The 24,837-nt window shown below is 53.8% G+C and carries 21 protein-coding genes; 9 read left to right on the top strand and 12 right to left on the bottom strand.

Features of this window, described 5'->3' with window-relative positions:
• The first annotated feature begins 99 nt into the window (after positions 1 to 99).
• Both LZ463_RS15365 and LZ463_RS15360 read left to right on the top strand, forming a co-directional pair.
• Positions 100 to 750 (top strand): hypothetical protein, encoded by a 651-nt coding sequence (locus tag LZ463_RS15365; RefSeq protein ID WP_241456701.1) that lies wholly within the window; start codon positions 100 to 102, stop codon positions 748 to 750.
• A gap of 366 nt (positions 751 to 1,116) precedes the next feature.
• Entirely contained in the window at positions 1,117 to 2,148 is a 1,032-nt protein-coding gene (locus tag LZ463_RS15360; protein ID WP_241456700.1) for an ankyrin repeat domain-containing protein, read from the top strand.
• Positions 2,149 to 2,274: 126 nt separating this feature from the next.
• On the opposite strand, the gene LZ463_RS15355 is transcribed toward LZ463_RS15360, so the two are convergent.
• Together LZ463_RS15355 and LZ463_RS15350 are read right to left on the bottom strand one after the other, a co-directional pair.
• Positions 2,275 to 3,036, bottom strand: coding sequence for a hypothetical protein (locus LZ463_RS15355; protein WP_241456699.1), 762 nt, complete (start codon positions 3,034 to 3,036; stop codon positions 2,275 to 2,277).
• A 134-nt stretch (positions 3,037 to 3,170) separates the two neighbouring features.
• Positions 3,171 to 4,091, bottom strand: coding sequence for a LysR family transcriptional regulator (locus LZ463_RS15350; RefSeq protein WP_241456698.1), 921 nt, complete (start codon positions 4,089 to 4,091; stop codon positions 3,171 to 3,173).
• Positions 4,092 to 4,193: 102 nt separating this feature from the next.
• Between LZ463_RS15350 and LZ463_RS15345 the strand changes: the two genes are divergently transcribed.
• On the top strand, positions 4,194 to 5,399 hold the full coding sequence (locus LZ463_RS15345; protein WP_241456697.1) for an MFS transporter: 1,206 nt from the start codon (positions 4,194 to 4,196) through the stop codon (positions 5,397 to 5,399).
• 149 nt (positions 5,400 to 5,548) lie between these two features.
• Positions 5,549 to 6,208 carry a hypothetical protein gene (locus LZ463_RS15340; protein ID WP_241456696.1) on the top strand — a complete coding sequence of 220 codons (660 nt, stop codon included), beginning with the start codon at positions 5,549 to 5,551 and terminating at the stop codon, positions 6,206 to 6,208.
• A gap of 83 nt (positions 6,209 to 6,291) precedes the next feature.
• Here the strand turns inward: LZ463_RS15340 and LZ463_RS15335 are convergent, their stop codons facing one another.
• Positions 6,292 to 8,442 (bottom strand): hypothetical protein, encoded by a 2,151-nt coding sequence (locus tag LZ463_RS15335; RefSeq protein WP_241456695.1) that lies wholly within the window; start codon positions 8,440 to 8,442, stop codon positions 6,292 to 6,294.
• Positions 8,443 to 8,763: 321 nt separating this feature from the next.
• Between LZ463_RS15335 and LZ463_RS15330 the strand changes: the two genes are divergently transcribed.
• Complete coding sequence (locus LZ463_RS15330; RefSeq protein WP_241456694.1) at positions 8,764 to 9,852, top strand: YiiG family protein; 1,089 nt, start codon at positions 8,764 to 8,766, stop codon at positions 9,850 to 9,852.
• A gap of 1,079 nt (positions 9,853 to 10,931) precedes the next feature.
• Here LZ463_RS15330 and LZ463_RS15325 read toward each other — a convergent pair.
• Positions 10,932 to 12,041, bottom strand: a complete 1,110-nt coding sequence (locus tag LZ463_RS15325) for a hypothetical protein (RefSeq protein ID WP_489686123.1) — start codon at positions 12,039 to 12,041, stop codon at positions 10,932 to 10,934.
• Positions 12,042 to 12,181: 140 nt separating this feature from the next.
• On the opposite strand from LZ463_RS15325, the gene LZ463_RS15320 reads away from it, so the two are divergent.
• Both LZ463_RS15320 and LZ463_RS15315 read left to right on the top strand, forming a co-directional pair.
• The gene (locus tag LZ463_RS15320; RefSeq protein ID WP_241456693.1) at positions 12,182 to 12,988 is read left to right on the top strand and encodes an AraC family transcriptional regulator; all 807 of its coding nucleotides are present in this window, start codon (positions 12,182 to 12,184) and stop codon (positions 12,986 to 12,988) included.
• Between the two features lie 125 nt (positions 12,989 to 13,113).
• Positions 13,114 to 13,506: a cupin domain-containing protein gene (locus tag LZ463_RS15315; protein WP_241456692.1), complete on the top strand. Its 393-nt coding sequence runs from the start codon at positions 13,114 to 13,116 to the stop codon at positions 13,504 to 13,506.
• A 378-nt stretch (positions 13,507 to 13,884) separates the two neighbouring features.
• On the opposite strand, the gene LZ463_RS15310 is transcribed toward LZ463_RS15315, so the two are convergent.
• The 8 genes from LZ463_RS15310 to LZ463_RS15275 all read right to left on the bottom strand — a co-directional run bounded on the left by LZ463_RS15310 (position 13,885) and on the right by LZ463_RS15275 (position 22,923).
• Positions 13,885 to 14,442 carry a hypothetical protein gene (locus LZ463_RS15310; RefSeq protein ID WP_241456691.1) on the bottom strand — a complete coding sequence of 186 codons (558 nt, stop codon included), beginning with the start codon at positions 14,440 to 14,442 and terminating at the stop codon, positions 13,885 to 13,887.
• 78 nt (positions 14,443 to 14,520) lie between these two features.
• On the bottom strand, positions 14,521 to 15,627 hold the full coding sequence (locus LZ463_RS15305) for an MvdC/MvdD family ATP grasp protein (protein WP_241456690.1): 1,107 nt from the start codon (positions 15,625 to 15,627) through the stop codon (positions 14,521 to 14,523).
• A gap of 81 nt (positions 15,628 to 15,708) precedes the next feature.
• Positions 15,709 to 15,879: a hypothetical protein gene (locus tag LZ463_RS15300; RefSeq protein WP_241456689.1), complete on the bottom strand. Its 171-nt coding sequence runs from the start codon at positions 15,877 to 15,879 to the stop codon at positions 15,709 to 15,711.
• A gap of 80 nt (positions 15,880 to 15,959) precedes the next feature.
• Complete coding sequence (locus tag LZ463_RS15295) at positions 15,960 to 18,140, bottom strand: peptidase domain-containing ABC transporter (RefSeq protein ID WP_347176272.1); 2,181 nt, start codon at positions 18,138 to 18,140, stop codon at positions 15,960 to 15,962.
• A complete protein-coding gene (locus tag LZ463_RS15290) occupies positions 18,137 to 19,420 on the bottom strand; it encodes an HlyD family secretion protein (protein WP_241456687.1) in 1,284 nt (427 codons plus the stop codon). The genes LZ463_RS15295 and LZ463_RS15290 overlap by 4 nt, the downstream gene beginning before the upstream one ends.
• A gap of 859 nt (positions 19,421 to 20,279) precedes the next feature.
• Positions 20,280 to 21,464: an aminotransferase class V-fold PLP-dependent enzyme gene (locus LZ463_RS15285; protein ID WP_241456686.1), complete on the bottom strand. Its 1,185-nt coding sequence runs from the start codon at positions 21,462 to 21,464 to the stop codon at positions 20,280 to 20,282.
• Positions 21,461 to 21,925 (bottom strand): RidA family protein, encoded by a 465-nt coding sequence (locus LZ463_RS15280; RefSeq protein WP_241456685.1) that lies wholly within the window; start codon positions 21,923 to 21,925, stop codon positions 21,461 to 21,463. Before LZ463_RS15280 ends, LZ463_RS15285 begins: the two co-directional genes overlap by 4 nt.
• A gap of 2 nt (positions 21,926 to 21,927) precedes the next feature.
• Entirely contained in the window at positions 21,928 to 22,923 is a 996-nt protein-coding gene (locus LZ463_RS15275) for a quinone oxidoreductase family protein (RefSeq protein ID WP_241456684.1), read from the bottom strand.
• Positions 22,924 to 23,021: 98 nt separating this feature from the next.
• Here LZ463_RS15275 and LZ463_RS15270 point away from each other — a divergent pair, with 98 nt between their 5' ends.
• Both LZ463_RS15270 and LZ463_RS15265 read left to right on the top strand, forming a co-directional pair.
• Positions 23,022 to 23,954, top strand: coding sequence for a LysR substrate-binding domain-containing protein (locus LZ463_RS15270; RefSeq protein ID WP_241456683.1), 933 nt, complete (start codon positions 23,022 to 23,024; stop codon positions 23,952 to 23,954).
• A gap of 143 nt (positions 23,955 to 24,097) precedes the next feature.
• On the top strand, positions 24,098 to 24,778 hold the full coding sequence (locus LZ463_RS15265; protein ID WP_241456682.1) for a DUF3106 domain-containing protein: 681 nt from the start codon (positions 24,098 to 24,100) through the stop codon (positions 24,776 to 24,778).
• Positions 24,779 to 24,837: the final 59 nt, after the last annotated feature.

The following is a 24,837-nucleotide window of genomic DNA, read 5'->3' as shown; positions in this document are numbered from 1 at the left end:
CAGCTTCGTCAGGGACATAACAGGGTAAGATTTCCGTGTTTCCCTGAGATCGCTTTGTGATGCGATACATGCAAAAATCAGCCAGAGGAGGAGTTGTAAATGTCAAACGGTCCTACTAAAGTCATGATCATCCGCCATGCTGAAAAACCACCTGAATCCCCGAGTCTCCCCCCGCCCTTTGGTGTAGACAGTAATGGAAATCAGGATGACAAATCCCTGATCGTCCAGGGATGGGAGAGGGCAGGCGGCCTCGCCGCCTTGTTCGCCCCAGGTTGTGGCGTGTTTCAGAATGCGGAATTAGCGACGCCCTCGGCGATCTATGCGTCCAATCCAGACAAACCCGGGAAGAAACATAAACCGCCGAAGGAAGCCAGCCAAAGGCCGCTTGAAACCATCTCAGCCCTGGCAGCAAAATTGAAAATATCCCCAATTGTAGAATTCGACAAAGACTCATATCAAGAAATGGTGACGGACGTGTTGAGTAATCAAACTGGCACCGTTCTCATCAGCTGGCAACATCAGGACATCCTTCCTGACCCCAAGGGCCCAAATCCCAACGATTCCATTGTCACAGAACTGCTTTCACAGACCAGAACTACTGCGCTCACCAACATACCAGCTGGTCCGTGGCCAGGTGGCCGCTTCGACATGGTTCTGGTTTTTGATCGTCCAAGCGGTAGCGGCGCCTTTACAAGTTTCACCCAGGTTCCGCAATTGCTGCTTGCTGGGGACAGTAAAGAGCCAATTTAATTTGCTTGCGGAATCTCGATGTAGATAAGCTGACGGCACACCTTTGTACACGATTGTTTGCTGTTGCGTCATTACGCAACAGCAAACAGCAAGGCACATTGATTATCATAGGTGCGATGCAAGCCCCGGCATTGATCGCAGTGGCCGTATTCGTGCATGACGCCCCTGCATGCTGAATGCTGCGCCTCGTGCCGGTGCGAGCCAAACAAGCGCAGAGTACAATGACACCAGGTCAACCATACCTTACCTATCATCATGCGTTTCAGCGACAGGCTAATTACTGCTTTCAACACAATCATCCACGGCCCTGACCTGGCTCACATCAGGTTAACCAACAAGCGTAAGGCCAGGCAAGGAAAGACTATCTTGTACCAGGCATATGCATTGACAGAAAACAGTGGACCGACTACACCTCTCGATGCAGAAAAGATCCTGATTGACCTGGGTCAGGATATTGCCGGCAGGCCGCTGCAAGTAACGCTGGATTTATCGCCGGCAGGTGGAAATCACAAACAAATCCAGATGTATAACATACCAAAGGACTATAAAAATCCTGATAGCTGGATCAGTCTGGAAGCAAGTGGATGTAGTTCCAATATGCTTGAGATCAATGTCCGCTACCAGGAAGATCAACGCCCTGATTATGGTGAATTCACTACTGCCCTCCAGGAGGAAGAAGCTGTCCGTGATGCCGACTACATCTTGACCGAGGCAGAAAAAAAAGAAATCTCTCTCTCGCATAGCCATCACTGGGATGGAGCGATCCAGTCATCCACACTCAAATACGGCTGGGGAGAAGCGCGTGTGAACTGGGTCCGGGCAGTACAGGCTGCCAAATGGGACCAGGTTTTTGATCTGCTTGGCAAGGGGGCAAACCCGAACGACTGGCAATTAAGCGGCGCTTCGTTCAATACCCCATTGCATTGGGCTGCAGAAGCAGCCGCTCCACTTGAAATCGTGCATGAAATGCTGAATATGGGCGCATGGCGCAGCATTACCAATGCTGGAGGCGAACGCCCGCTCGACATTGCAAGGCGATATGGACACATTCATCTGATCAATTTGCTGGAACCGGTATTTTTACATTCGTATTCATCTGTTGAAATGAACTGCATACAAATCCATTTTCATCAGCTTATGCAAAAATCTTCCCTGGTCAACCAAAACCACCATCCCTTGCGTCTCCCTGAATTAAGACCCATGCTGGAACTTGCCATGCCCAGGATGCATTTCCGCATACCGGGCATGTATGGCGGATACACTTATTGGCTGGATACTACCCGAGATCATGCTGCACTGATCGTGGAAAACCGCAGTAGCATGATGAACGGTCCAATACCACGATGGGAAATTACTGCTGCGGGGTGTGAGCGACAGGAATCTGTGAATCAGCAATAAATATAGTTACACCACAAGCTTTATCAACGTATCAGGACTGTTCAAACCAGAGTAAGCAGCTTGTGGAATTCATCTCCTATATTGTTTTTGCAATGCAGAGTGGTTAGTCATATTGCGTAGCACATTCTAATCCTTGTTTTTCAATTTCCCCGCCCCAGTCTTCCCCCGCCATTCTTTCTCGCAATCGGCATAATTCGCAAACTCATAACTGACACCGACTTCGCCGTAGTTGATGGCGTGGGCGCGGGCGAAGACGATGATGTTGAGGATGTTGTCGGGCAGTTCGCGCTCTGTCTTACCCCTGGCCCACAGGTAGCCATAGCTGACGGAACCTTCCTTGAGGCCGACCATCCAGAACTGCGGGCGGCGGGTGTAGATGTCTGCCCTGGCTTTGTCTTTTTTGATGTTGGGCTGGCCGTATTGCTGCTGCAATGTGCTGGCGATGTGGTCAGCGGCAGCGCGCAACTGTTCGCCGTTGCCGCTGACGGCAGTAATGGTCCGGGATGCGCCAACCTTGCAGACACCGCTGATGGGGGCGGTGACGGCGTAATAATCGCTGAATTCTTGCGCGGGCCGGGGGGGCTGCCCCTGGAACAGGTGGGCAGCCTTGCCGGACCTGGTAAAACCCAGCTGGCCAGTCAGGTCGGCTTCGCTGATGCCCATGGCAAGACCGAAGGGGCTGTTATGGGCCGTGGCCGGTGCTGCCACATCGTCGTCATCAGATGGCGCAGCAGGGGGCTGCACGGCCAGCGATGCCGCCGCTATGTTGAACTGAGCAGAGCTGATTTGTACTTCTTTGCCTGTATTTTTTTGGCAGGCGCTCAAACCAAGGATGAGCAGCAACACACCGGTAGAGTAATAGCATTCAGGTTTGTGGCGGTTCAGCATGGGTATGGTGGTGAAATCTTGATATCAGGGATCGCTGCATTTAATGTCATTTGGGTAAAAATTGCAATTATTCAGGCGATGCTCTTTTGCCCACCCCGCCTTGTTCGGGCTTGTTCAGTCTTGTCCAGCCTTGTTCATACCTGGTCCAGCGGCAGTCTTGTCATCAAAAAGTCGAGCAGGACAGCTACGCGCGGGGGGATTGCTTCCTGCTTGTAGAAAACGGCCCAGACCGGTTGCGACCAGGGCAGGCTGAGGGCTGGCAGCACGGGTTTGAGCCTGCCATGGGCGCGGTCAGCCATGGTCAGAAAGTCGGACAGGCAGACAATGCCTGCGCCTTGCACGGCCAGATGGCGCAGGGTTTCGCCATTGCTGGCGTGGACTGTGGCTTCGATGGGGTAGCCTTCTGTCATCGTACTGGCTTCATCACTGCCGGTATTGCTGGTAAGTAAAGGCCAGGTATTGAGGCTGGCGGGGGCGGTGAAGCCAAGCAGGCGGTGCCGGGCCAGGTCAGCCACGCTGGCAGGTTCACCATGACGCGCCAGGTAGTGTGGCGCCGCCACCAGGCGCAAACGGCTGCTGCCCAGGCGGCGTGCATGCAGGCTGGAATCACTGAGCGGACCTATGCGTAGGGCGATATCGGCGCGTTCTTCGATGAGGTCGACATAGGTTTCGCCGCTGACCAGTTCCAGCCGGATCAGGGGATAGGCATCAAGAAAATCGGCCACGAGGGGCGCAAGCAGGTGGTCAAGGGTGGGCGTGGCGGCATTGATGCGCACCAGGCCGGACGGCTGGGCCAGGCGGGCAACCAGTTGTTCTTCGGTGTCACAGATATCGGCCAGTATCTTTTTGGCTTTTTGCAAGAGCCAGTGGCCTTCTTCTGTCAGGTCAAGACGGCGGGTGGTGCGCGTCATGAGCGTCATGCCCAGTTGCGCTTCCAGTCGCGCTATGCTGCGGCTGACGCCAGACGGGGTTTGCCCCAGGCGTTCTGCGGCGGCAGAAAAAGAACCGGTATCGGCAACGGCCACCAGGGCTGTCATGGTTTCCAGACTGAGCATTATTGATTCCAAGTCAAAGGTCAAGTGTAGCTTACGCTATTTTTCTTTGTGGTGGCAGGGTCCAGACTGCGGTTTTGTTTATTTACCCTTTTGGAGTCAAGCATGCCACTCGCCTTATGGGCGCTGACACTCAGCGCCTTTGCCATCGGTACGACAGAGTTTGTGATTGTCGGCCTTATCCCTACCATCGCCAGCAACCTGGGCGTATCCGTGCCCTCTGCTGGTCTGCTGGTGAGCCTGTATGCACTCGGCGTTGCCATTGGTGCGCCGGTGCTGACCGCCCTGACCGGTCACCTGCCGCGCAAGCAATTGCTGCTGGGGCTGATGGCCTTGTTCACTATCGGCAACCTGGTTGCCTGGGTCGCGCCGAATTATGAAGCGCTGATGGCGGCGCGGGTCTTGACTGGCCTGGCGCATGGTGTGTTCTTTTCCATCGGTTCCACCATCGCGACCAGCCTGGTCAGCAAGGAAAAAGCCGCCAGTGCGATAGCCCTGATGTTCACCGGCCTGACGGTGGCCCTGGTGACCGGTGTGCCGCTTGGCACTTTCATTGGTCAACACCTGGGCTGGCAGGCGACTTTTCTGGCGGTATCGCTGCTCGGTGTCATTGCCCTGGTCGGTAGCGCGCTGCTGATACCGTCTGATATCGTCGGCAGTGCACCGGCATCATTGCTGACGCAAATGGCAGTCCTCAAAAAGCCACGCCTGCTCTTGGTGTATGCGATGACGGCGCTTGGTTATGGCGGCAGTTTCATCGCCTTCACCTACCTGGCGCCGATATTGCAGGACATCAGCGGTTTCAGCGCCAATGCGGTTGGTCTGGTGATGCTGGTGTATGGGGTGTCTGTCACCTTTGGCAATATCTGGGGCGGTAAACTGGCCGACAGAAAAGGCCCCATCGCCGCCCTGCAGATCGTATTTGCCCTGCTGGCCCTGGTCCTGCTGGTACTGACGGTAACGGCACACAATCAATGGGCCGCCTTGCTGACCGTACTGGCCTGGGGTGCGGTGGCTTTTGGCAACGTGCCCGGTTTGCAGGTGTATGTGGTGCAACGCGCCGGGCGTGATGCGCCGCAGGCGGTGGATGTGGCGTCTGGCCTCAACATCGCGGCGTTTAACGTGGGTATCGCTGGCGGCGCGTGGGGCGGCAGCCTGATCGTCAAGCACCTGGGCCTGATGCATACACCCTGGATTGGTGCATTGGTCGTGGTTGGCGCCTGGGCTTTGACAACGCTGGCGGGACGGCTGGACAAGGCTGATGGGACCATCATCACACCGGGGCAAACAGAGGTGGCAGCGATGCATTGATTTGCTGATGACTTGCGCCCCATCTTGACTGGATAGATTTGTTTGAACAAAAGCTTGGTAGAATTGCGCCCTTCCCTTATCCGTGAAAAGCATGCCTGGCGAGTTGAATCGCGCCTGTCAGGCAAGCTGATCCACATACAAGCACTTCAATGAAAAATTGCAAACTTTCCCTGGCGCTGTTGTTCTCCCTTATCAGTCAGCTACCTGTCAACAGCCTTGCGGCCGCCCCAGTTACCCCCGCCGCCCTGGTCAGCCCCAAGCAAGTGGTGGCGGACAAAACGCAGGGAGAATGGTCAAGCGCCTGGTGGCAATGGGCACGTTCATTTGATGGCGAAGACAGCCCGGTTGCAGACAAAAGCGGCGAATTCTGTCACTTGGGGCAACAAGGCCCGGTCTGGTTTCTGGCCGGCACCTATGGCACGCAAAGAACGATCAGGACTTGCACCATCCCCAGGGGGAAATACCTGTACTTCCCCCTGATCAATTACATGGTCAACTCGCATGTACCGAATAAATTCAGTTGCAGTGCGGTCACTGAATCAGTCAGGGATGCCATGGACGGTATCCACATGCTGGTACTGGAGATAGATGGCGTGCGCGCCACCCGGCTGGAAGCGCATCGACAGGTCAGCCCTGACTGCTTCGACGCCGGCGCTCTGACTGGTGGCAGGATCAAACTGTTCCCCTCCGCTGCCGATGGCTACTATGTCATGCTCAAGCCATTAAGCCCTGGCAAACATACGATCAATTTTGGCGGGCGCGGCAGTGATATGTCCCAGGCTGTGACGTATATGCTGACGGTTGAGTAAGACAAAAACTCAGTCCCGCACATCGCACAGGAAAAAGCACCCAAAGCTTACGCATGGGTGCTTTTTTTAATACCGGATGCCGTTTATTTTCCCGCAGGCGACACGGTACCAGCACCAATGCCCGTCACGCTACGTGGCACGATCGCAAATTCAGGATAAGCAGAATAATCAGGCAAGACACTGCGCTGCATGAATTTTCTCCAGGCGGCCTGTCCGCCTTCGTCACCAGAATCTGCGGCATAGGCCAGTGCCGGTTGCATATTGGACGGGTAACCGGCATAGCTGCTGGAATAGCCGGTCATTTCGCCCACTTTCAGACCCAGCGCCTTGGCCATTTCAGGACTGTTGCAGGCCAGCCCGTTGACCGATGCAGGACGGCTGGCGGCAAAGGCTTCGCCAAACGTGGTGTACAAGGGGCTGGTGGCAGTGGCTCTGAGATTGAGGCTGTAGATGCCGCCAAAAATCCAGCAATAATCTGCAGCGAGCATGCGGGCGACGGGGAATTTGGCTTTCCAGTTCAGCAATGACTGCGCCTTGGTGAAACCAAGTTCAACGGCATGCCCTATCGCCGAAGTAAAGAAGTCATCCATCCATGGCGCAATGCCGATGTTATTGTTGTAGACAATCGCACCGGGGCCGGTGATGGCGGCAAACTTGTTGGCTGCTGCATTATTGGTATAGGTGGTGTTGTAGTAATCCAGGTTATTCGACAGCAGTGTCGCAAAGTCAGCCTTCATGCTGTCGTCGTCGGGCATGATGTAGGCAGCCTGTGCCAGGTTACGCAAGTCCCAGGCCTGCACCCGCACGTTGGAACTGTAGATCAGGCCCTGGATGTTGCTGCGATAACCGGGATTGGTCTGGAACACATCCCACATCGCCCAGAATTGCAGCTCTTCCAGATGGTAATGATCACCGGTCACCAGGTAAGGCAGGTAGCTCAGTGCCGGCGTATGCGCCGCATCAGCCACGTTGGGATTGGTGCAGGTGCCGCCGCATACCGGGAAGGCTTCGCGTTTTTTGGTGACCGGGTTATAGGTGTCGCCGGGAGTGCCCAGTATGGTCATGTAAGGGTAGTCACGCAGGCGGATCGGCCTGTCGGTATTCTGGTCGCGGTAATGTGCCGACCAGCTGCCCGCCAGGTCAGCCGTGCCCAGGGTTACCTCCTTGGCGCGCTGGTCCATACTCAGCAGGTAGGCGGCCGACCAGCCTGGCAGCAAGCCGATGTCTGGCCTGCCACCTGTCATTGGCATATAGGGTTCTGCCAGGCCAGGTCCCATGGGCTGCGCCTTCGCGCCGCTGAAGCGGGTTTTCATGTCATTGAGTGCGGTGTTGGAGATCGGCACTCTTTGGTCATAATTGGGGAGCGCCTTGCTGGCAATCAGGTAAGCCGTGTTGTGGGCAATATGCGTTTGCGGCGCGACGCCCCACCAGAAAGTCTTGCGCCAGCGCGCATGATGATAATGCGTGAGATTGTTCTGGGTATAGGCGACATTGCCACCAATGACCACCTGCGCATCATACTGATAATTTTGCGGGCCGGGCTGGTAAGCCCAGGTGTTTTCTATGATGACATCGACCCTGGCCTTGCCATAACCGGTGTAAGAACGCACGTTGAAGCGCGCCATCAGGTGCGGATGCGGCACACCGGCAGCATCGACCAGGGGGCTGGCGACTATCCATTCAGTCACCACGGGACCACGCAGCCATTCCTGCACCCTGCCTGATTTCAGCGCATCGTTAATGGATGCCGTGTACAGCTTGCCTGCAATGGTGAGATTGACGCTGCCGCTGAAGCCGGCATTAAGCAGGTCCGCCGGCTTGGCAGACTGCCCGACTGGTGCAATGCCTGGTACTGCACTCAGTTGCAGGTTTTGCGGCGCGTCACGGCCCAGTTGCGGCAACACCGCCGTGATGACGGCATGACGCAGGGAACCGTCGGCATGCGTGGCCTTGGCATCAACCTGGGCAGCAATGGTTGCGCCACCGGTCAGTCCAACCTGCACGCTGGAACCGGCCGGTACATCACCGGGTGCAAATACCTGGCCAAACGTAACCGGTACATTGCTTTGCACGGTATCACCAGTATTCGATATACGTACACTGGTCAGCGGCATCACTGTACTGCGAGTCACTTGCAGCGCCTGTGCACCGTTGCTACCTGCAGCGCTTGCCTGCCCTGCTGAAAATACCGCCATGATGGCTGCCGCACAGACAGCCAGATTGAGATTGCGCATGATCATTTCCTCTATTTGTCGCTAGTTGTTGGTGTGAAGTTGTCATCAGCAAGGCCCTACGGTGCCTGCCATGTATTGCCATCCATATATTAACCAAACAACAATAAAAACTAACGACCGCTGGTCGCCAGCCTGCGACCGGCCAGACACAAACACGTAACAAGACGTAACAAAGAGCGACGTTCAATGAAATTAAGCGAGCATGGCCATGGCAGGCATGGCAAACTACACATAGAGGACAGATACAAATTGTTGCAGCTTTTGTAAATATCAGCGGCTAAGATAGCGCACGTTAATGCAACACTACGATACACAGCCCACATGACTCATCAGCCTGCAACACCCAGTTCATCCGCCGTACACCCGCAACTGCCAGTACCGGGGCAACACAGGCACAAGGTAAAAACCATGCTTGCCTGCCTGGGCCTGGGTCTGATGATCAGCGCCTGCAGTAAAAAAAATGAGGATGCACCAGCGCCGGCAGTCACGCCGCCGCCCATACTGGCCAGTGCATCAGCAGCAGCAAGCGCAGTTGCACCAGCAACAGCAGATGCCAATGCCAACAAGCTGCAGGACTACATCGCCTGTTATAACCAGCTCGACGGCAATGCCCACCGCAGCATTGACCGCTACCGCAGCTGGGTCAAGGACATGGCGACCGGCCCCAGCGGCAAGGAAATGGTTGTATACGGACTCTACAAGATCGATGTCGACGCCATCGCCAAATGCAAAAACAGCTTCGCCCAGGCAGCAAAAATCCAGCCTGCCCTGGCCAAGCTTGATGCCGCCGGTGCGAGCTATATTGACGCCCTGGCAGAACTCGGTGACCTGGTAGCCGACGCCGACACCTATTACAGCCGTGAAAACTACAAGGACGATGCCTTTGCCAAAGGCAAGAAACTGCATGCGCCGCTGGCTGCAAGCATGAAACGTTTTGAAGAGCAGAGCAGCATCTTCTCCGACGAAATCGAAGTCGAAAACGATAAGGCGCTGGATGCAGAAATGCAGCAGCTGGAAAAAACCGAAGGCCGTCAACTGCCCTATCTGCACATGGCCTTCATGGCCAAAGCCAAGCACCTGATACGCCTGATCGGTGAAGAGAGCTTTGACGCCGCCGCAGCAGCCAAGCTATTGGCCGACTACGAAAGCCTGACCGACGAAGCGATCGCCTATGTCAAAAAGAACAGCGAAAGCGCCAGCAGCGGCTGGTCTAACCTGGAGCACAAGACAGAAGACTTCCGCAAAGCCGCCAAGGAACGCGTACGCCGCATCCGCGACAAGGTGCCTTACAGCGAAGGCGAAAAGATGATGCTGAAACCCGGTTCAGCCTGGATGGTAGACGGCAGCCAGGAAAAAGTATCGCGTGCCTACAATGACCTGATCGAAGCCAGCAACCGGCTCAATCGCTGAACACGATAAAAACCCGGTAGTGCTCCAGTCATGATCTGGACGCGCTCTTTACAATGCCCTCTTTTGAGGGCATTTTTTTATGCCTCTTTCATCGCTGATTTCTTTGTACGGCATTCGTTGGTGGTCGATTGTGGTTCGTAGGTTAGGCTTCGCCTAATTCATCCAGCAAGACAGATTCCAGAAATACCCTGAAAGTTTTTCGCCGCCGATGAACATCGTCTGACGCAATCTCAGTTTGGTAGGTTGGGCTAGCGCTTCATCAGCCCAACACCCGGTCTCGAAATCACCCTGTACAGCATTATTGTGCGTGTTAAATCTTTTTTGCCTGCATGCGTTAATTGACGAGTACAGGTCGGGGGTAGCCCGACAGCTACTCACTTTTCTTGTCTCGCCAAGAAAAGTAAGCCAAAGAAGGCGACCGAGGCGTCGCTGCCCCCTGCGGGGGTTCCCTTTGCTGCAAGTCAAAAAATGGGAAGGCTCGAAAACTCGCTGGCGCTCAAACATCGGCCTTTCTTAATCCATTTTCTGCCTAGCAACAAAGGCATCGACACATCGGAACGGCCAACGTCAAAAACAACGTCAATACAGCCAGCATTCAAATTTTTAAATAAAGAGCAAATCAGCCGTTACGGGTTTGGGGTTGCCTTTGACTTTGCTGTTGCTGTTGCTGTTGCTTTTGACTTTTGCTGTTCCCATGTGTAGACGCCGGTTGTGCGGTACAGAAAATGGATCAAGAAGAGCCGATGTTTGAGGTGTAGCAGGGGTTTCGTGGTGCATGCACCACGCCTGCGTAACGGCAATCGCTTGCAAGCGATTGTGCGCCCTGCAAGGGGAGTGAGTTTTCGGATCTTCCCATTTTTTGTACTGCACAACCGGGAACCCCCTTTAGGGGGCGGCTACGCCTGGGGCGCCTTCTTTGGCTTACTTTTCTTGGCGAGACAAGAAAAGTGAGTAGCCGCCGGGCTACCCCCGGCCTGTACTCTCACATCAACGAACGCATGTAAGAAAACCAAACACGCACAACCACAACCACAATCAAATGATGTTGAGAGAACGAGTCGTGGCTGGCAAGCCCCGGTTCACGGCCTCACCACCTGACAAACCGCCGCCTGCGGGCTGACCACAGCCTTATCCCCAAACAACACCGCCACTCCGCATTGTGAACCGAACATCCTGCCCTGATCATGCCCTACCCCCTGCACGTCAAAGTATTGCCGGTTGGCTGCCGGTATAGGCCGCGCCACCGGGATGTGCTTGCCCAAGTATTGTTCATAAGCCCAATAGCCATGGGCACGGTCATAGCGTGTTGGCCCTTCTGCCTCGGCCCCGCAGGATTTGTCGAGTACGCGGTGGTTGGGATCGGTATCGAGGCTGCCGACCAGGTAGGTGACCTGGCGCGGCAAATGACGCAGGTACAGGTCTGCGCCTGACATGCCTTTGGCATAAGCAACCATGTTTTGCATGCCGTAGCGGTAGTCATCATAAGCGGGACAGGCTGCCTTGTCATAGATGGCAAAGCCGGATTGTGCCGGGCGTTCAGGTGTGAAGTAGAGATAGGACGACGGATTGGCCACCACATATTGCACGTCTATGCCTTTGCTGCGCAAACCTTCATCGACATGGTTGAGTACGGCATAACGGTGTATCAACTGCCCGCCACCTGAATGACCGGCGAAGGTGATTTTCTTTAACTGCGGCAGCCGTGATTTGTCAGCCAGCAGCTGGGCGATGTCATCAATGACTTGCAGTGAACTCAGACCGACAGGCGTACCCGCGCCGGGCAAGGCGACATCACCACCAGTCCAGCCTTGCACGCTCCACACCGGCATGCGATCAAAGCCCTTGTCTTTGTCAGGCGTGCCAGGAAAGTTGGGGGCAATGATCAGTATTTCGTCAGCAGAACGGCCAGATGCTTTCAACAGCTCCATCGCGCCGGCAAAATAATCGTCACCATTACGTTGTATGCCATGCTGGATGAGGATGACTTCACGTATTTTTTTCAGGTCAGCGGCATCACCGGCAAGCGCATGATTGGCATACACAGGGAAGTCATAACCGCCCTGCTGCGCTGGCTGTGGTAAATGCAGGCGCTGCCAGGCAGGTGCAGCACTGACAGCTGATGACAGGCAGGACACGGCCAGCACCATGGACGCTGGCATCAATCTGGTCAGGAGTCGGGATGTTTGCATGCTGGTCTTCGGGCTTAAAGTTGGCATCGATCATAGCATCACCTGCCCCTGCCCTGACAAGCCCGGTGTAACGGCATGTATTGATGCCTGCGGGCAAACCGGGGGAGTGGTAGCATATACTGGACACCCCTTATTCCATCATGAACCCACAACGCCAAGACTGGATACACCACGCCCCCGGCTCTGAACGGCTGGAGCGCATTGAAGCCTATTTCGCAGGCAGCGCCTATGCCATGCACAGGCATGATACCTATGCCATAGGCTGTACCCTGGCGGGGGTGCAGAGTTTTGCCTATCGCGGTGGCGAGCGCCACAGTCTGCCGGGTGGCACCATCGTCCTGCATCCGGATGAAGCACATGACGGCCAGGCCGGTACCGGCGATGGTTTTCATTACCGGATGATCTATGTTGAACCGGCGCTGATACAACAGATACTGGGCGGCCAGGCTCTGCCTTTCATCAGGGACGGTATTTCTGCCGACCCACGCCTGCATGCGGCCACCCTGCCCCTGCTGCAAGGCATGGACAAAGCCATGGATGTGCTGGAAGAGCAGGATGCCCTGTACGACCTGGCCCAGGCCATGCATGCAGTATCACAGCGACCGCTGACCAGGCAACGTGCCGATTACCATGCAGCAGAAAAAGCGCGCGAGTACATCCACGCCGCCGTCAGTCGCAACATCAGCCTGGAAGAACTGGAAGCCCACAGCGGCCGTGACCGCTGGAGCCTGTCACGCGACTTCCGCCTGCTGTTTGGCACCAGCCCCTACCGCTACCTGACCATGCGCCGTCTGGACCTGGTCAAGACCATGATGATGCAGGGCCGCAGCCTGGCAGACAGCGCCCTCGATGCAGGCTTTACCGACCAGAGCCACATGAGCCGTCATTTCAGCAAAACCTTTGGGCTGACACCGCTGCGCTGGCTGAACATGCACAGGCATCGTTAAGCGGTTTTAAGCAATTATCAAAACAGCATTACAGAAAAGACACCAACGACGCACAATCGTACAAGATTTATGGTCCCCGTCCTTGTAGGCTGATGTTTCCATCAACCAGCCACAGGACAAGCAACATGGACAAGCAGCAAACTACCGCATCGATACCCTATCAAAGCATCAACTTCAACCACAAGTTCAGCCTGTTCAGTGAACAGTGGTCACAAAAAGTCATTGCCGAGATGAATGACTACCAGTTCAAGCTGGCGCGCCTGGAAGGTGATTTCATCTGGCATGCCCATGCCGATACAGACGAAAGTTTCATCGTGCTGGAAGGCCTGCTACGCATTGATTTTCGCGATGGCCATGTCCTGATCTCGGCAGGTGAAATGTACGTCGTCCCAAAGGGTGTCGAACACAAACCCTATGCAGAACACGAAGTCAAACTGCTGCTGATAGAACCACGCGGCGTGGTCAATACCGGGGATGAAGGCGGTGACAGGACCAGTGCGCTGGATGTGTGGATTTGAGTTTTTAATTCACAGAAACAGTATTTTTTGGGCATTGATACGTGTGCAGCCATGCATTGACGACTACAAGTCCCAACCACGTCACGCCGGGCTTGATCCGGCATCTAGCGGACCGTAACAGTGAAAAGCGAAGTGCCTGCCATGTGCTCGACGATCATGGCGGCGTTGCAAATACCAGCGATAGCCAAGCTATCGCTGTGCTTATTTGTCAACATCTTGCCTTGCCCTGATTCGCCGGGCACATGTCCTTCACTTCCGCTTTCACGGTCCACGGGTGTCTTTTTAATCGTCCTCTCGGCCAGATTCCGACCGCAACTGTTAAACCTTCATATCATTGTGCAGCAAGAGCGGTCAACCCCAAAAATGCCTCAATACAAACTACCTGGATTTCTCCATGGATTTACCCTGTTCTGTTTTTGGGGGATACACCTCATCAAATACCAGCAGGCGTGTCATGCCCATTTTTTCGCGTCGTTCATTGATTTTTTCGGGTTCTTCCACATTACCGTAGGCATCCACACCTTCTTTATTGGGGAAAAATTGCGTGCCATATAGCTGCCCCTTTCCCTGGTCAAAGCGCATGCGATCAACCATCATCACATAGCGAAAACTATGTAGTTGGTTGTCTTGGTATTGTTTTTCAAAGTAGGGGAAATAGGTGATGCGATCAGCCTTACTGCCATGCTGTATGGTCAGAAACAAGGCTGTATTAGCTTTATAGCTCAATAACCTGGCATCAGGTGCGCCACAGGTATTGAAAATACCTTCTACAATGGCGTGGTTGTTCTGGTCCGCAACGCGCATATCCGACAGAGCCTTGTCCACTGCCGCCTGATGCTCTGCACTGGGCGAAAATTTCTGGTCATAGACAGCGAACTGATGGGTCCTGCGCAAGCCTTGGTCAAGCTCCAGCACCTGTTCAAGGTCTGCATTCAATTTGGCGGGGGAACAAGGCTCTTGCGCAATACAAAGGGGCATATAAAAAAGAAACAATAGGCAAGCTGTGAATCTCATTCAGGCCTCTTCGTAAATATTGGATGGCTTTGTGCCACTGGCATTGATGATGTTGCCCAATGTAGTTTTATACTCGTCAGTCTTAAAATAATTTTGCAGCGAAATCACAGGCTTGGTTTGCAATTCAGTATCAGAGAATTCCGATGCAGCTAGTAATCTGCAAAACGCATCAAGCACATTCAATTTTGGATCAGCCAATTCTTTCCACATAAACTGCCCTGCCTCATTGATCTCCAGAAAAATGATATTCCCTGTCTTTGAATAAATCAAATCAATGCAACCAAATTCCAGTCCCATGCTTCTGCTCAGGGAAATGCACTTATCAGCAATATGTGCTGGGAGTTCAAAAAAAGTCACGTTTCTACATGCCTGCGGCGAATCATAACGCCAATCAACGCAAGTATTATCTGCTGAAATTTTCCCCGCCAGGACCCGATTGCCGATGACCGTGACCCGGATTTCATATTCTTTTTCTATCAAGGGTTGGTATATGGCCGGGCATGCACGTATGGCTTCAGCATGATGAATGTGCTCTTCTAAAACGCGGGCAGTTTTCAGTACAGTCGTAGGGCCATCATTTTTATACCAGCCGCCTGGGTTAAACGCTTTGAATATGATTTTTTTGTGATGTTTATTGTAGAAATTCAATAATTCAGCAGGGTCATTACCTATATAGGTATCTGGTACATCAAAGCCCGCCTGCTTGGCAAATACTAATTGCCTGATCTTATGATCCGCCTCCATCGAAGGGACCAGGGGATTAACCCATCTTGTCTCACTATCGCCAATCAATCTAAGCATGTTTCTCAAAAATGAGACCGATTCTTTTTTAATCAATTCATAGTCATCTTCATGACTATTCGCCGTAGGTGTTGGTACGCCAAAGCGACGATTCCAGACAGCAGTGATATTGCTCCCCAGATTGCGATCATTGACCCATATATCCTGTAAAGAAAATGAATTCACATTGAGATTCCATTTACAAGTATCGCCATGAGGAAAGTTATGCCAATTCCAAATGTAAGTATCACAACCAAATTGCTTCAAGCCCCATTCAACAGCAGAAACATGAAGATCATCTTCTTTTGAAAGAATTAAAATTGTCATTTCAAGTCAGGGATTTTGTAGATAGCGCACTAACGGGGATATGGGAACTACGAATGCAGTCCCCATATCACTTAGGAAAACTTAACCTCTTGAATCACTTTCATCAACATCCGTACTGCTTTCGCCAGTAGAGTAACCTGTTTGAAAATAGCTCGTAGGTATCCAGCCACCAGAAACGTCTTCTGTTTCTTTTGGAGAAATTTCTTGTCCCAACAGTCTTCCCAAAACACGTACTTTAGTTTCGTTACTCACGTTTGTATCTCCTAAATGATGCTCCGACCAAGAAAAATTTCTACATGGCTGGTCGGCACGCCATGCAAAAAAAGCGATCTTTACTGCACGTTTTTTTCTTTATCCAGGTCTTCTCCTGCGGGAGTCCTGCGCAAGTCCCTGACAATTTCACCCTTGGCCATTTCTATTACCCTGTCAGCACTTTTGATCGTTTCAGGTCTGTGCGCAACAATGACGCGAGTGATCGCCAACTGGGAAACTGCCTGATTAACTTCAGCTTCACGTGTAACATCAAGGTGACTCGTGGCTTCGTCCAGGAAAAGCAATTTTGGTTGTCGATATAAAGCGCGGGCCAGCAAAAGTCTTTGCTTTTGACCGCCAGAAAGAGAAGATCCCATGTCACCAATCAAGGTTTGCCAAGCCATGGGCATGTTTTCAATATCACTGGAGATAGCAGCCATCTGGGCGCAACGACTGACACGCTCCATATCTGGTTTTTGGTCAAAGAAGCTCAGGTTATCAAGTATTGACCCGGACAATAATTGATCGTCTTGCATGACTGCCGCAATGTGAGAGCGATATGCCTGCATGCCAAACTGGCTTAAAGGCTGGCCGTTGATGTATATTTCGCCTTCGGTAGGGGTAAGCAGGCCAAGCATGAGTTTGACTAATGTAGTCTTGCCGCAACCAGAAGCGCCAATCAACGCAAGCGACTCTCCTGACTGGATATCGAAGCTGCAATTTTTGATGATCCAGGGCTCGCCATCAGCATAACGAAAACCAAGATTTCTAACGCTCAGCGCAAGGCTTTCTGGCGAGGCCTGGTGTAAAGACAGACGCTCATTTTCACTATGACAGGTATCTGGCGCAGTCAAGACGATGTCAGCCAAACGCTCGGCTTGCAGCCCCACCATCTTGAGCTCCATCCATTTATCAACCAAAGCAAATATCCTGGTTGAAAAGGTGGTTTTGTAGCTGATAAAGGCGAATAACATGCCTACAGAAAAAACATTATTCATAGCCAATTTTGCACCTAGCCAGATCACTAAGACATTCTCCAGTCCATTCAACAGCTGGCGTCCAAAACTGAAACCCAGGCCTATTTTTTGAAAACGCACCTGGCGATTGGTGGTCGAAGCCAGGGCGTTATACCACCGCTGCTGGCGCTGGTTTTCATGCGCAAAAAGTTTTATTGACTGGATGGCGCGCAGTGATTCCATCATCATGGTTTGCTCACGTGCAGCCATGTTCAGGCTCTCTTCGTTCGCGCGTCGCAGCGGGCTATAAAAAGCAAATCTCAATACCGCATATAAAACAGCAAATGCCAGCACAAGTGCACTCAGGCCTGGACTATAGATAAACATCATCGTCAGGGTAGACAACGCCAAGATGCCATCAAGCATGGCTTCGATGAAACTGGTCGTCAACGTACGCTGAATCGCTTGTACGCTATTGAAACGTGACATGACATCACCCAGATGGCGCTTCTCAAAAAAAGCCAGAGGCAAGCGTATCAAGTGATGAAAAATGTTTGCCAGCCACTGTAAATTCATATGCGTGGACAATACCAGCAACATCCAGCTACGCATCAGGGAGAGCGTAGTTTGTATCACTAAGAGCAAACCAAAACCAAGGGCCAGCAAGGTGAGTAACTGCCGGTCTGCTGACAGTAAGGCAGAGTCAACCACGAGTTGCATATAAAAAGGCGCGGCCAGCGCCAGTAGCTCCAGACCAAGTGCAAGAGCTACGATCTGCACAACAGCACCGCTCAACCCCCTGATATGACCAAGCAGGTGCGTAATAGACAATGCTTGCTTTTCCTGCCTGGCTTCAAAACCGGCGGCAGGCGCTATTTCCAGTGCAATCCCTGTGAAGCGTTGCGCAACTTCTGCCGCATTGCAGGTGCATTCCCCGCTCCCGGGATCATGAATTACGATGTGCTTCAAACTGCCGTCTGCGCTGGTATTGACACTCACCAGCACAACGAAGTGGTTCATGTTCCAGTGCAAAATAGCAGGCGTCGGCAGATAAGCCAGATCTTCCAATTCGATGCGAATTGCACGAGTGGAAAAATTGAGTTTTTGAGCAATGTCGATCAGGTGCTTTAAATTTGCACCTCGCAGGCTCAGTGAAAAGCGTTGGCGCAGTGCCAAGAGATTTGTCTCGTAACCGTGATACCCGGCCAGCATCGCCAGGCATGCCAGCCCACATTCTGCTGCTTCACTTTGCAAAATCAAAGGTACGCGGTTACGCCAGCCCATATTCAGAGCATCAAATATCACAGTTGCCCTTTCAAGCTGAACAAAGGTTCCAGCACCCATTCCCAGATAGTACGTGTCTCTTGCAGGATGTCTGCTTCAAACAAGGTGCCCGGACTTAATAACTCATTTTTTCCGTAGACTTGTACGCTTTGCTGGTCAAGTGCAATACGTACGCGGTAAAGTACTTGATTACCTCTGTCACTAGCCAGCACCGCCGGCAATTCAGATGGTGCAAGCGGCGTTTTGGCAACCTCGGCGACATGGCCCAGATATTGCCCAAATTTCTGGTAAGGATAAGCGTTGTAACGGAGGCGCACAGGCAAACCAGGTTTTAAGAAGCCAGCAGAATTTGCAGGAACGAAAGCCTGGGCTTCCAGTGGTGCATTCGACGGAATGAGCGTGGCGAGCGCCGACTGACTGACACTTTGTCCGGGCTCAGCCAGAATGGCGCCCACCGTACCGGCTTGTGAGGCAGTAATAGAAAACTTTGCCTGGTTCTGTAACTCAGTTTGTTCAAGCTCAAGTGACTGGCGGTCAAGCTGCTGCTGTTCACGGGTGGCAACGGTCACAGCACCGACCAGTTCTGCCTCTCGTTCTGATTTTTCACGTTGCAGGTTCAGGCGGGTTCTTTGCACTGCCTGCAAACGTGCTTGCTGCTCAAGACTCTCGTCCTTTTTTTGCTGCAATGCCGTGGCAGCTAAAAACCCTTGCGCTGCCAGGTTTTGCTGTCTTTGAAAATTTTCCCTGGCAGACTCAAGGCGTTCCGATTGCGTCGCTATCTCGCGATCGATTTGCAGTAGTTCGGCTTGTATTCCCTCGATTTGCCGCTGCAATTTTTCACGTAATTGCAGGTTCTGCGTGATCTGAGAGTTGCGCTCAGCCTGGAGGTTAGCGCGTTTGCCCGCCAGGTTTTGCAGCATAACGGCTTCACGACCAGGCTCGCCTTCTTTTGCCAGGGTAAAATCATCGCTCAGCGTGAACAAAATCTGTCCGGCTTGCACATACTGCCCTTCGGTAACTTTACGCTCCAGCACACGTGCGGGGCGCGGAGAATATATTTTCAGCAAGCCCCCAGATGGCAAGACAGCGCCAGTAACCACGGAGCGCCTTGTATAGCTGCCTAAAAATGCAAAGCTGACCAATGCCGTGATGACACATAGTGAAAAGACAGCGTAGACAATGAAAGACAGGGGGCGCAGAAAAACAACTTCACCAAGCCAGGATTGGCCTTTACCTCCACCTGCTTCAGGGCGAAATAAGGGGCGAACCGGTTGTACATTATCTGAACCCGCAAGCGGCATTGCATCTCCGAAATTGTTAAATTTCTTTTCTTAAATTATCATAAAGCCCATTTATGGCTTAAATCAATGTATTTTTTTCATATCTATTAAATAAGAATTTAATTTATATTTTCATTATTAAAACAAATAATATTTAAAAAATTAATTGATTCCATTAATATTATTCCAAGCACCACAGTCGGAGAATGAAATAGCATGAAGCATGGAAACATCGTGCTCGCCGCGGCAAGTCTTACGCAAAATCCCGCAAAGATCAGGCAAACCTCCCCAAAAAATTTAATAGTCACGACAACCCTCTGGAACAAACGCCATGAAAAAACATTCAGCCCAGTTCTTCATGACCAACAAGGCGGCAATCGGACCGCCCTGGTTATCGAGGAACAATGATGAAAGATCTCTTACGCGCCTTGCGCAGGCATCATGATGTCCGTTTGAAAAAGAAGCGGCAGTATCATTTCTATGGCGCTTACGGCAGGCTGGATTCAAAATATCTGGGGCGGGCCTTGCACACGGCGACCATATGCAGTTGCCATGTGTGCGGCAATCCACGCAGGTATTATCTTGAACGTAGCATTCAAGAAAAACGGTGGATGCAGGTAGTCGATTGATGCAGATGTGGTCTGATGGACCGGAGCAGCAATCCATCAGTACGGTTGGTGATCTGTCTTGAAAGCCAGCGTGTGCAAATTCACTGGTTGAAGCCTGCAACGCCCAAACCATCAGGCCGGACCTGATCTGGCATCCAGCGTCTTTTTAAGCGCCGTTTCCATACAGGCCTGACGGCCAGTATGGAAGTATGATGCCATTCTGTGCCATACCCTGCATGACGGGCGTGGCAAGCCACATGACGACAGGTATCCTATGCCAAACCTTCAAGGGCCTGCGCCAGTTTTTCCACATCCTCAAGCGTATTGAGGTAGGACAGCGATACCCGCGCGATGCTGTGCAGGCCACGCGCCTGCATGTCCAGCGGAGTATAGGGTACGCCGTTGGCGCCAATGTAAATGCGCTGTTGCGCCAGCCGGTTTTTGAGTGCCATGGCGTCGTGACCGCGCAGGTTGAAAGAGATGATGCCCGATTGCGGACCGTCGCCAAGGTCGTGCAGGCTGATGGCGGGGATGCGTGCCAGGCGTTGCCGTGCTGTCGTTGCCAGGCTGGTGATGGCAGCGGTGATGTTTCCTGCGCCGATATCAAGCGCCAGTCTGATAGCTTCAGCCAGACCCAGTTGCAGGGCGACAGCGTTTTCACTGGTTTCAAAACGACGGGCGTCGCTGCGCAGGTCTGGCCCATCTGCACTGACCGGCGCCGATGAGACATCAACCCAGGCCGGTTGCAGATGTTCCAGGAAAGCCTTGCGCACATATAGCAAGGCGGTGCCGCGCGGGCCGCGCAGGTGTTTGCGGCCTGCGCTCTTGAGTACATCGCATTGCAGGGCTTTGACATCAACCGGCACCTGGCCCAATGCCTGCCCGGCATCGATGATATAGGGCACACCTGTGGCAGCAGCTACCTTGCCCACCGCAACGGCATCATTGATCAGGCCACCATTGGCGGGCAGCCAGGTCAGTGAGATCAGGCGCACACGTTGATCGATGCAATTGGCCAGTGCGCCAGCGTCGACACTGCCGTCGGTACGGCAGGGCATGACCTCGACGACAGCACCCGTGGCTTGTGCCGCACGCTGGTAATTGGCCAGGTTGCCGCCCCACTCCTGCCGGCTGACCAGAATACGCTCACCCTGCCTGAATGGCGGCAATGCGGCGAACACACTGCCAAAGGCGCTGGAGCCCGATGTCATGAAGGCGATTTCTTCACTGCCGGCATTGATCAACCTGGCCGCATCTTCACGCATGGCTTGCAGACGGTCTGCGACCATGAGTGCAGCTTCCATGGGGCCGACCCGGGATTCGAGTTGCAGGTGCGCTTGTATGGCTTGCAACGCCGCCTGCGGCAGCAGCGACGCACCGGCGTGATTGAAATGCAGGCCCTGGTCAAGACCAGGAGTCTGGGCACGCAGCAACGCAAGCTGTTCATGGCTGATCATGATGCAGCCAGTTGCACGATGGCGTCGACTTCAACCGCAGCGCCTGTGGGCAGGCTGGCAACGCCGATGGCGGTACGGGCATGACGGCCACGCTCGCCCAGGGTGGCGACAAACAGGTCGGACGCGCCATTGGCGATGGCGCTGTGACCGTCGAAATCCGGGCTGGCGGCGATGAAGACACCCAGGCGCAAGACTTGCTGTATGCGCGTCATGTCGCCTCCGGTGACGGCATCGATGACAGCGAGCAGGCGCAGGGCTGCCATTTCTGCCTCTTTCTGTGCGGTCTCGGGCGAGCAACCCGCTCCGACGACACCCGCTTTGGCTGTACCAGGGTTGCCTATCTGTCCGGCGATGATGAGCAGATTGCCTTGCAGGGTGTAGCTGAGGTAATTGGCTGCCGGCGCCTTGACGGGTGGCAGGCTGTGGCCCAGTTGTTGCAGTTTTTCTGAAATGATGGTCATGATTATTGTCCTTGATATGTGTCTTGATTGTATTGAGGGTGAATTGCCAGCAGCAGTTTGCCTTGCGTGCCACGCTCTGCCAGCGCCGCATGGGCCTGCGCCACATCTGCCAGTGGGTATTGCGCATGAATACGCAGCTTGACCGTACCGTCAGTCAGGTATTGAAACACCTTGTCGGCATTGGATTGCAGGGCGGCAGGCGTGTTCATGTAGTGCGGCAATATCGGGCGCGTCAGGGTGATACTCTTGCGCATCAGTTGCAGCACATCGACGGGTTCTGGCTGGCCGCTGGCAGCACCGAACAGGATGACATGGCCGCGCGTGGCCACCACATCCAGACTGTGTGCAAAGGTGGCCTTGCCGACGGAATCAAATACCACGTCAACACCGCGCCCCCGAGTTTTGTCGAGCACCTGGGCTGCCCAGTCAGTGCCATCGTCATAACGAATCGCCTGCGCACCCACGCTGAGCAGCCAGTCTGCCTTGCTGGCAGACGAGGCTGTGCCAAATACTGTCAGGCCGCGCGCTGCCAGTAACTGTACCAGCCAGCCGCCGACACCACCGGCGGCGGCATGTACGAGCACACTGCCGGATTGCGGCAGGCGTGCCACTTCGTCGACCAGCATGATGGCGGTCAGGCCATGTTCGATGGCGGCACAGGCATCGCGCAGGCTGACCTGGTCAGGAACGCGTATCAGGTTCGCCACTGGCACTGCCACCTGTTCTGCGTAACTGCCCTGCACACCAGTGGTGTAGGCAACACGCTCACCGCTGCGCCAGCCGCTGCCTGCTGGGGCAGATGCAATGACACCCGTACCTTCTATACCCATGGCCAGCGGTTGCCTGACGCCGGGGTAACGGCCTTCGCGCTGGTAGATATCGACAAAATTGACCCCGGCCCAGGCGGCATTGACGATGACCTCGCCAGCGGGTGCTGCCACATCCTGCAGCCGCAATTGCCCTGGCCCGCCAAATTGTTCAACAATGATCGCTTTCATGTTCCACCACTGACTCAGTTAAGATAGCAAGATTATTGCTGCACCCCGCACAGGTGAAAAACGATACTTTTGCAAGATGAAAGTGAGGAAAATTCAAGATGACAGGCAAATTGCCGCCCTTATTCACATTACAGGCCTTTGAAGCGGCTTCGCGCCTGGGCAGTTTCAGCAAGGCGGCAGATGAACTGAGCCTGACGCCAGGGGCCATCAGCCGCCAGATACGGCAACTGGAAGACTGGAGCAGATTGACCCTGTTCAAGCGCAACGGCCCAAAGGTCAGCCTGACTGATGACGGTGCGGCCCTGCTGACGCGCCTGGCCGGCCCGCTGTCGGCCCTGCATCAGGCGATTTACCCGCCAGACGATACCACGCAAAGAACCCTGCACGTCAGCACCCTGGCATCGATTGCCAAGGAATGGCTGCTGCCGCGCCTGGACAGTTTTACCCGGCAATCCCCTGAGATACGCCTGATCATAGAAACCGACTACGCCCTGGTGCGCGCCGCCCCGCGCGTGGCCATGCTGGCGATACGCCATGGCAGCCGCCAGAGTACCGACCAGATTTGCGAAACCCTGTTCACCGACCGTCTGGTGGCAGTGACTTCCCCGGCGCTCAAGGCCAGACTGGGTACGGATGCACGCCTGTGGCCGGCAACGGCCATGTTGCAGCATCTGTCGCTGGATGCTGGCAACTGGCTGACTGCCGCCGGCCTGCCGGAAGACCATAGCCTGCAAGGCCAGGCCTACAATGATGCCGACGTCCTGCTGGAAGCCGCCGTTCAGGGCCAGGGCATCGCACTGGGACGCCTGAGCATCGCCTGGCGACGCCTGCAGGCCGGCAGCCTGGTCCTGGCCAGTGACATCATCTGCCCTACCCCGCGTGACAACCTGCTGGTCTTGCGTGAAGACAGCGCGGCCCTGCCGGAAGTGCGTGCCTTTACCGCCTGGTTGCGTGAACAGGCAGGGTTGTGGCAAGAACAGGTAAATGCATTTGACCTGGCGCATCCTGTGCCTGCCCCCACGGGGAAATGAAACGCATCCAGCCTGGTTTGCCATGACAAACATTTGCCGAATCAATTTCATTCTTCCGATTTAAAAAATGAAAGGACACTGACGAAAAGCCAAATGAGGATTAAAATAGGGGACAAGGCAGTTTTTCATAGAGAGTAGCAATCATGAAACCAGCAAATCACAGCACAGGATTGATCACGCTAAGTGGCATGGTGTGCGTCAGTGTATTGACCGGCCTGGCATATTTCAAAGTCCAGACCATTGCACAAACTGCTGCCAGTCCGCAGATGCAGGCAAGTGCCAGACCGTTGCCTGCCACCACCAAGCCAGTCATCGCCGGTAAACAAACCTGGAAAGAATTGAGTACCGCCCAGAAAAAAGTCTTGCAACCACTGCAAGCTGAATGGGACAGGATAGATGGCCTCAACCAGGCAAAATGGTTGCAGATTGCCAATCGATTTGTCAGCCTGAAACCTGACGAACAGAAACGCATACAAAAACGCATGGAATTGTGGGCTGCGCTCAGCCCTGAGCAAAAACAGATCGCCCGCCTCAACTACTCCCGGACCAAGAAAATAGAAACGGCGCAAAAAACAAAACAATGGGAGTTGTACCAGCAATTGCCGGTCGAGAAAAAACAATTGCTCGCCAGCGGGGTGCCGTTTCAGCTGGCCGGCGTACAGTCACCAAAGATGCTGGCTGATACGATAAGCACAACAAATACAGAAAATGCCGCTGCTTCCGCCACAGAGCAGGCATCAGCATCTGCCAGCCTGACATCGGATGTTGAAGTATCAGCTTCGCCTGCCAACCCTTCTGATTTGCCGGCAGCCAAGCAGGATTAAAGCCCTGGTATGCGGTCAACCCCTGCGTTCGTCCGCAATCCGTTCTTCATGCGGGATTG

Origin of the sequence: Undibacterium paludis, from assembly GCF_022568815.1 — a bacterium.
GTDB lineage: Bacteria > Pseudomonadota > Gammaproteobacteria > Burkholderiales > Burkholderiaceae_D > Undibacterium.
Note: the sequence above shows the minus strand (reverse complement) of the source record. Positions and strands in the feature narration are given on the sequence as shown.

Excerpts from the sequence above, each read along its gene's own strand:
- LZ463_RS15275 (WP_241456684.1), bottom strand. The coding sequence starts at position 22,923 with ATGAAAGCGATCATTGTTGAACAATTTGGCGGGCCAGGGCAATTGCGG.
- LZ463_RS15285 (WP_241456686.1), bottom strand. The coding sequence starts at position 21,464 with ATGATCAGCCATGAACAGCTTGCGTTGCTGCGTGCCCAGACTCCTGGT.
- LZ463_RS15325 (WP_489686123.1), bottom strand. The coding sequence starts at position 12,041 with ATGCAAACATCCCGACTCCTGACCAGATTGATGCCAGCGTCCATGGTG.
- LZ463_RS15365 (WP_241456701.1), top strand. The coding sequence starts at position 100 with ATGTCAAACGGTCCTACTAAAGTCATGATCATCCGCCATGCTGAAAAA.
- LZ463_RS15345 (WP_241456697.1), top strand. The coding sequence starts at position 4,194 with ATGCCACTCGCCTTATGGGCGCTGACACTCAGCGCCTTTGCCATCGGT.
- LZ463_RS15265 (WP_241456682.1), top strand. The coding sequence starts at position 24,098 with ATGAAACCAGCAAATCACAGCACAGGATTGATCACGCTAAGTGGCATG.
- LZ463_RS15320 (WP_241456693.1), top strand. The coding sequence starts at position 12,182 with ATGAACCCACAACGCCAAGACTGGATACACCACGCCCCCGGCTCTGAA.
- LZ463_RS15270 (WP_241456683.1), top strand. The coding sequence starts at position 23,022 with ATGACAGGCAAATTGCCGCCCTTATTCACATTACAGGCCTTTGAAGCG.
- LZ463_RS15280 (WP_241456685.1), bottom strand. The coding sequence starts at position 21,925 with ATGACCATCATTTCAGAAAAACTGCAACAACTGGGCCACAGCCTGCCA.
- LZ463_RS15335 (WP_241456695.1), bottom strand. The coding sequence starts at position 8,442 with ATGCGCAATCTCAATCTGGCTGTCTGTGCGGCAGCCATCATGGCGGTA.
- LZ463_RS15315 (WP_241456692.1), top strand. The coding sequence starts at position 13,114 with ATGGACAAGCAGCAAACTACCGCATCGATACCCTATCAAAGCATCAAC.
- LZ463_RS15355 (WP_241456699.1), bottom strand. The coding sequence starts at position 3,036 with ATGCTGAACCGCCACAAACCTGAATGCTATTACTCTACCGGTGTGTTG.
- LZ463_RS15305 (WP_241456690.1), bottom strand. The coding sequence starts at position 15,627 with ATGACAATTTTAATTCTTTCAAAAGAAGATGATCTTCATGTTTCTGCT.
- LZ463_RS15290 (WP_241456687.1), bottom strand. The coding sequence starts at position 19,420 with ATGCCGCTTGCGGGTTCAGATAATGTACAACCGGTTCGCCCCTTATTT.
- LZ463_RS15340 (WP_241456696.1), top strand. The coding sequence starts at position 5,549 with ATGAAAAATTGCAAACTTTCCCTGGCGCTGTTGTTCTCCCTTATCAGT.
- LZ463_RS15330 (WP_241456694.1), top strand. The coding sequence starts at position 8,764 with ATGACTCATCAGCCTGCAACACCCAGTTCATCCGCCGTACACCCGCAA.
- LZ463_RS15350 (WP_241456698.1), bottom strand. The coding sequence starts at position 4,091 with ATGCTCAGTCTGGAAACCATGACAGCCCTGGTGGCCGTTGCCGATACC.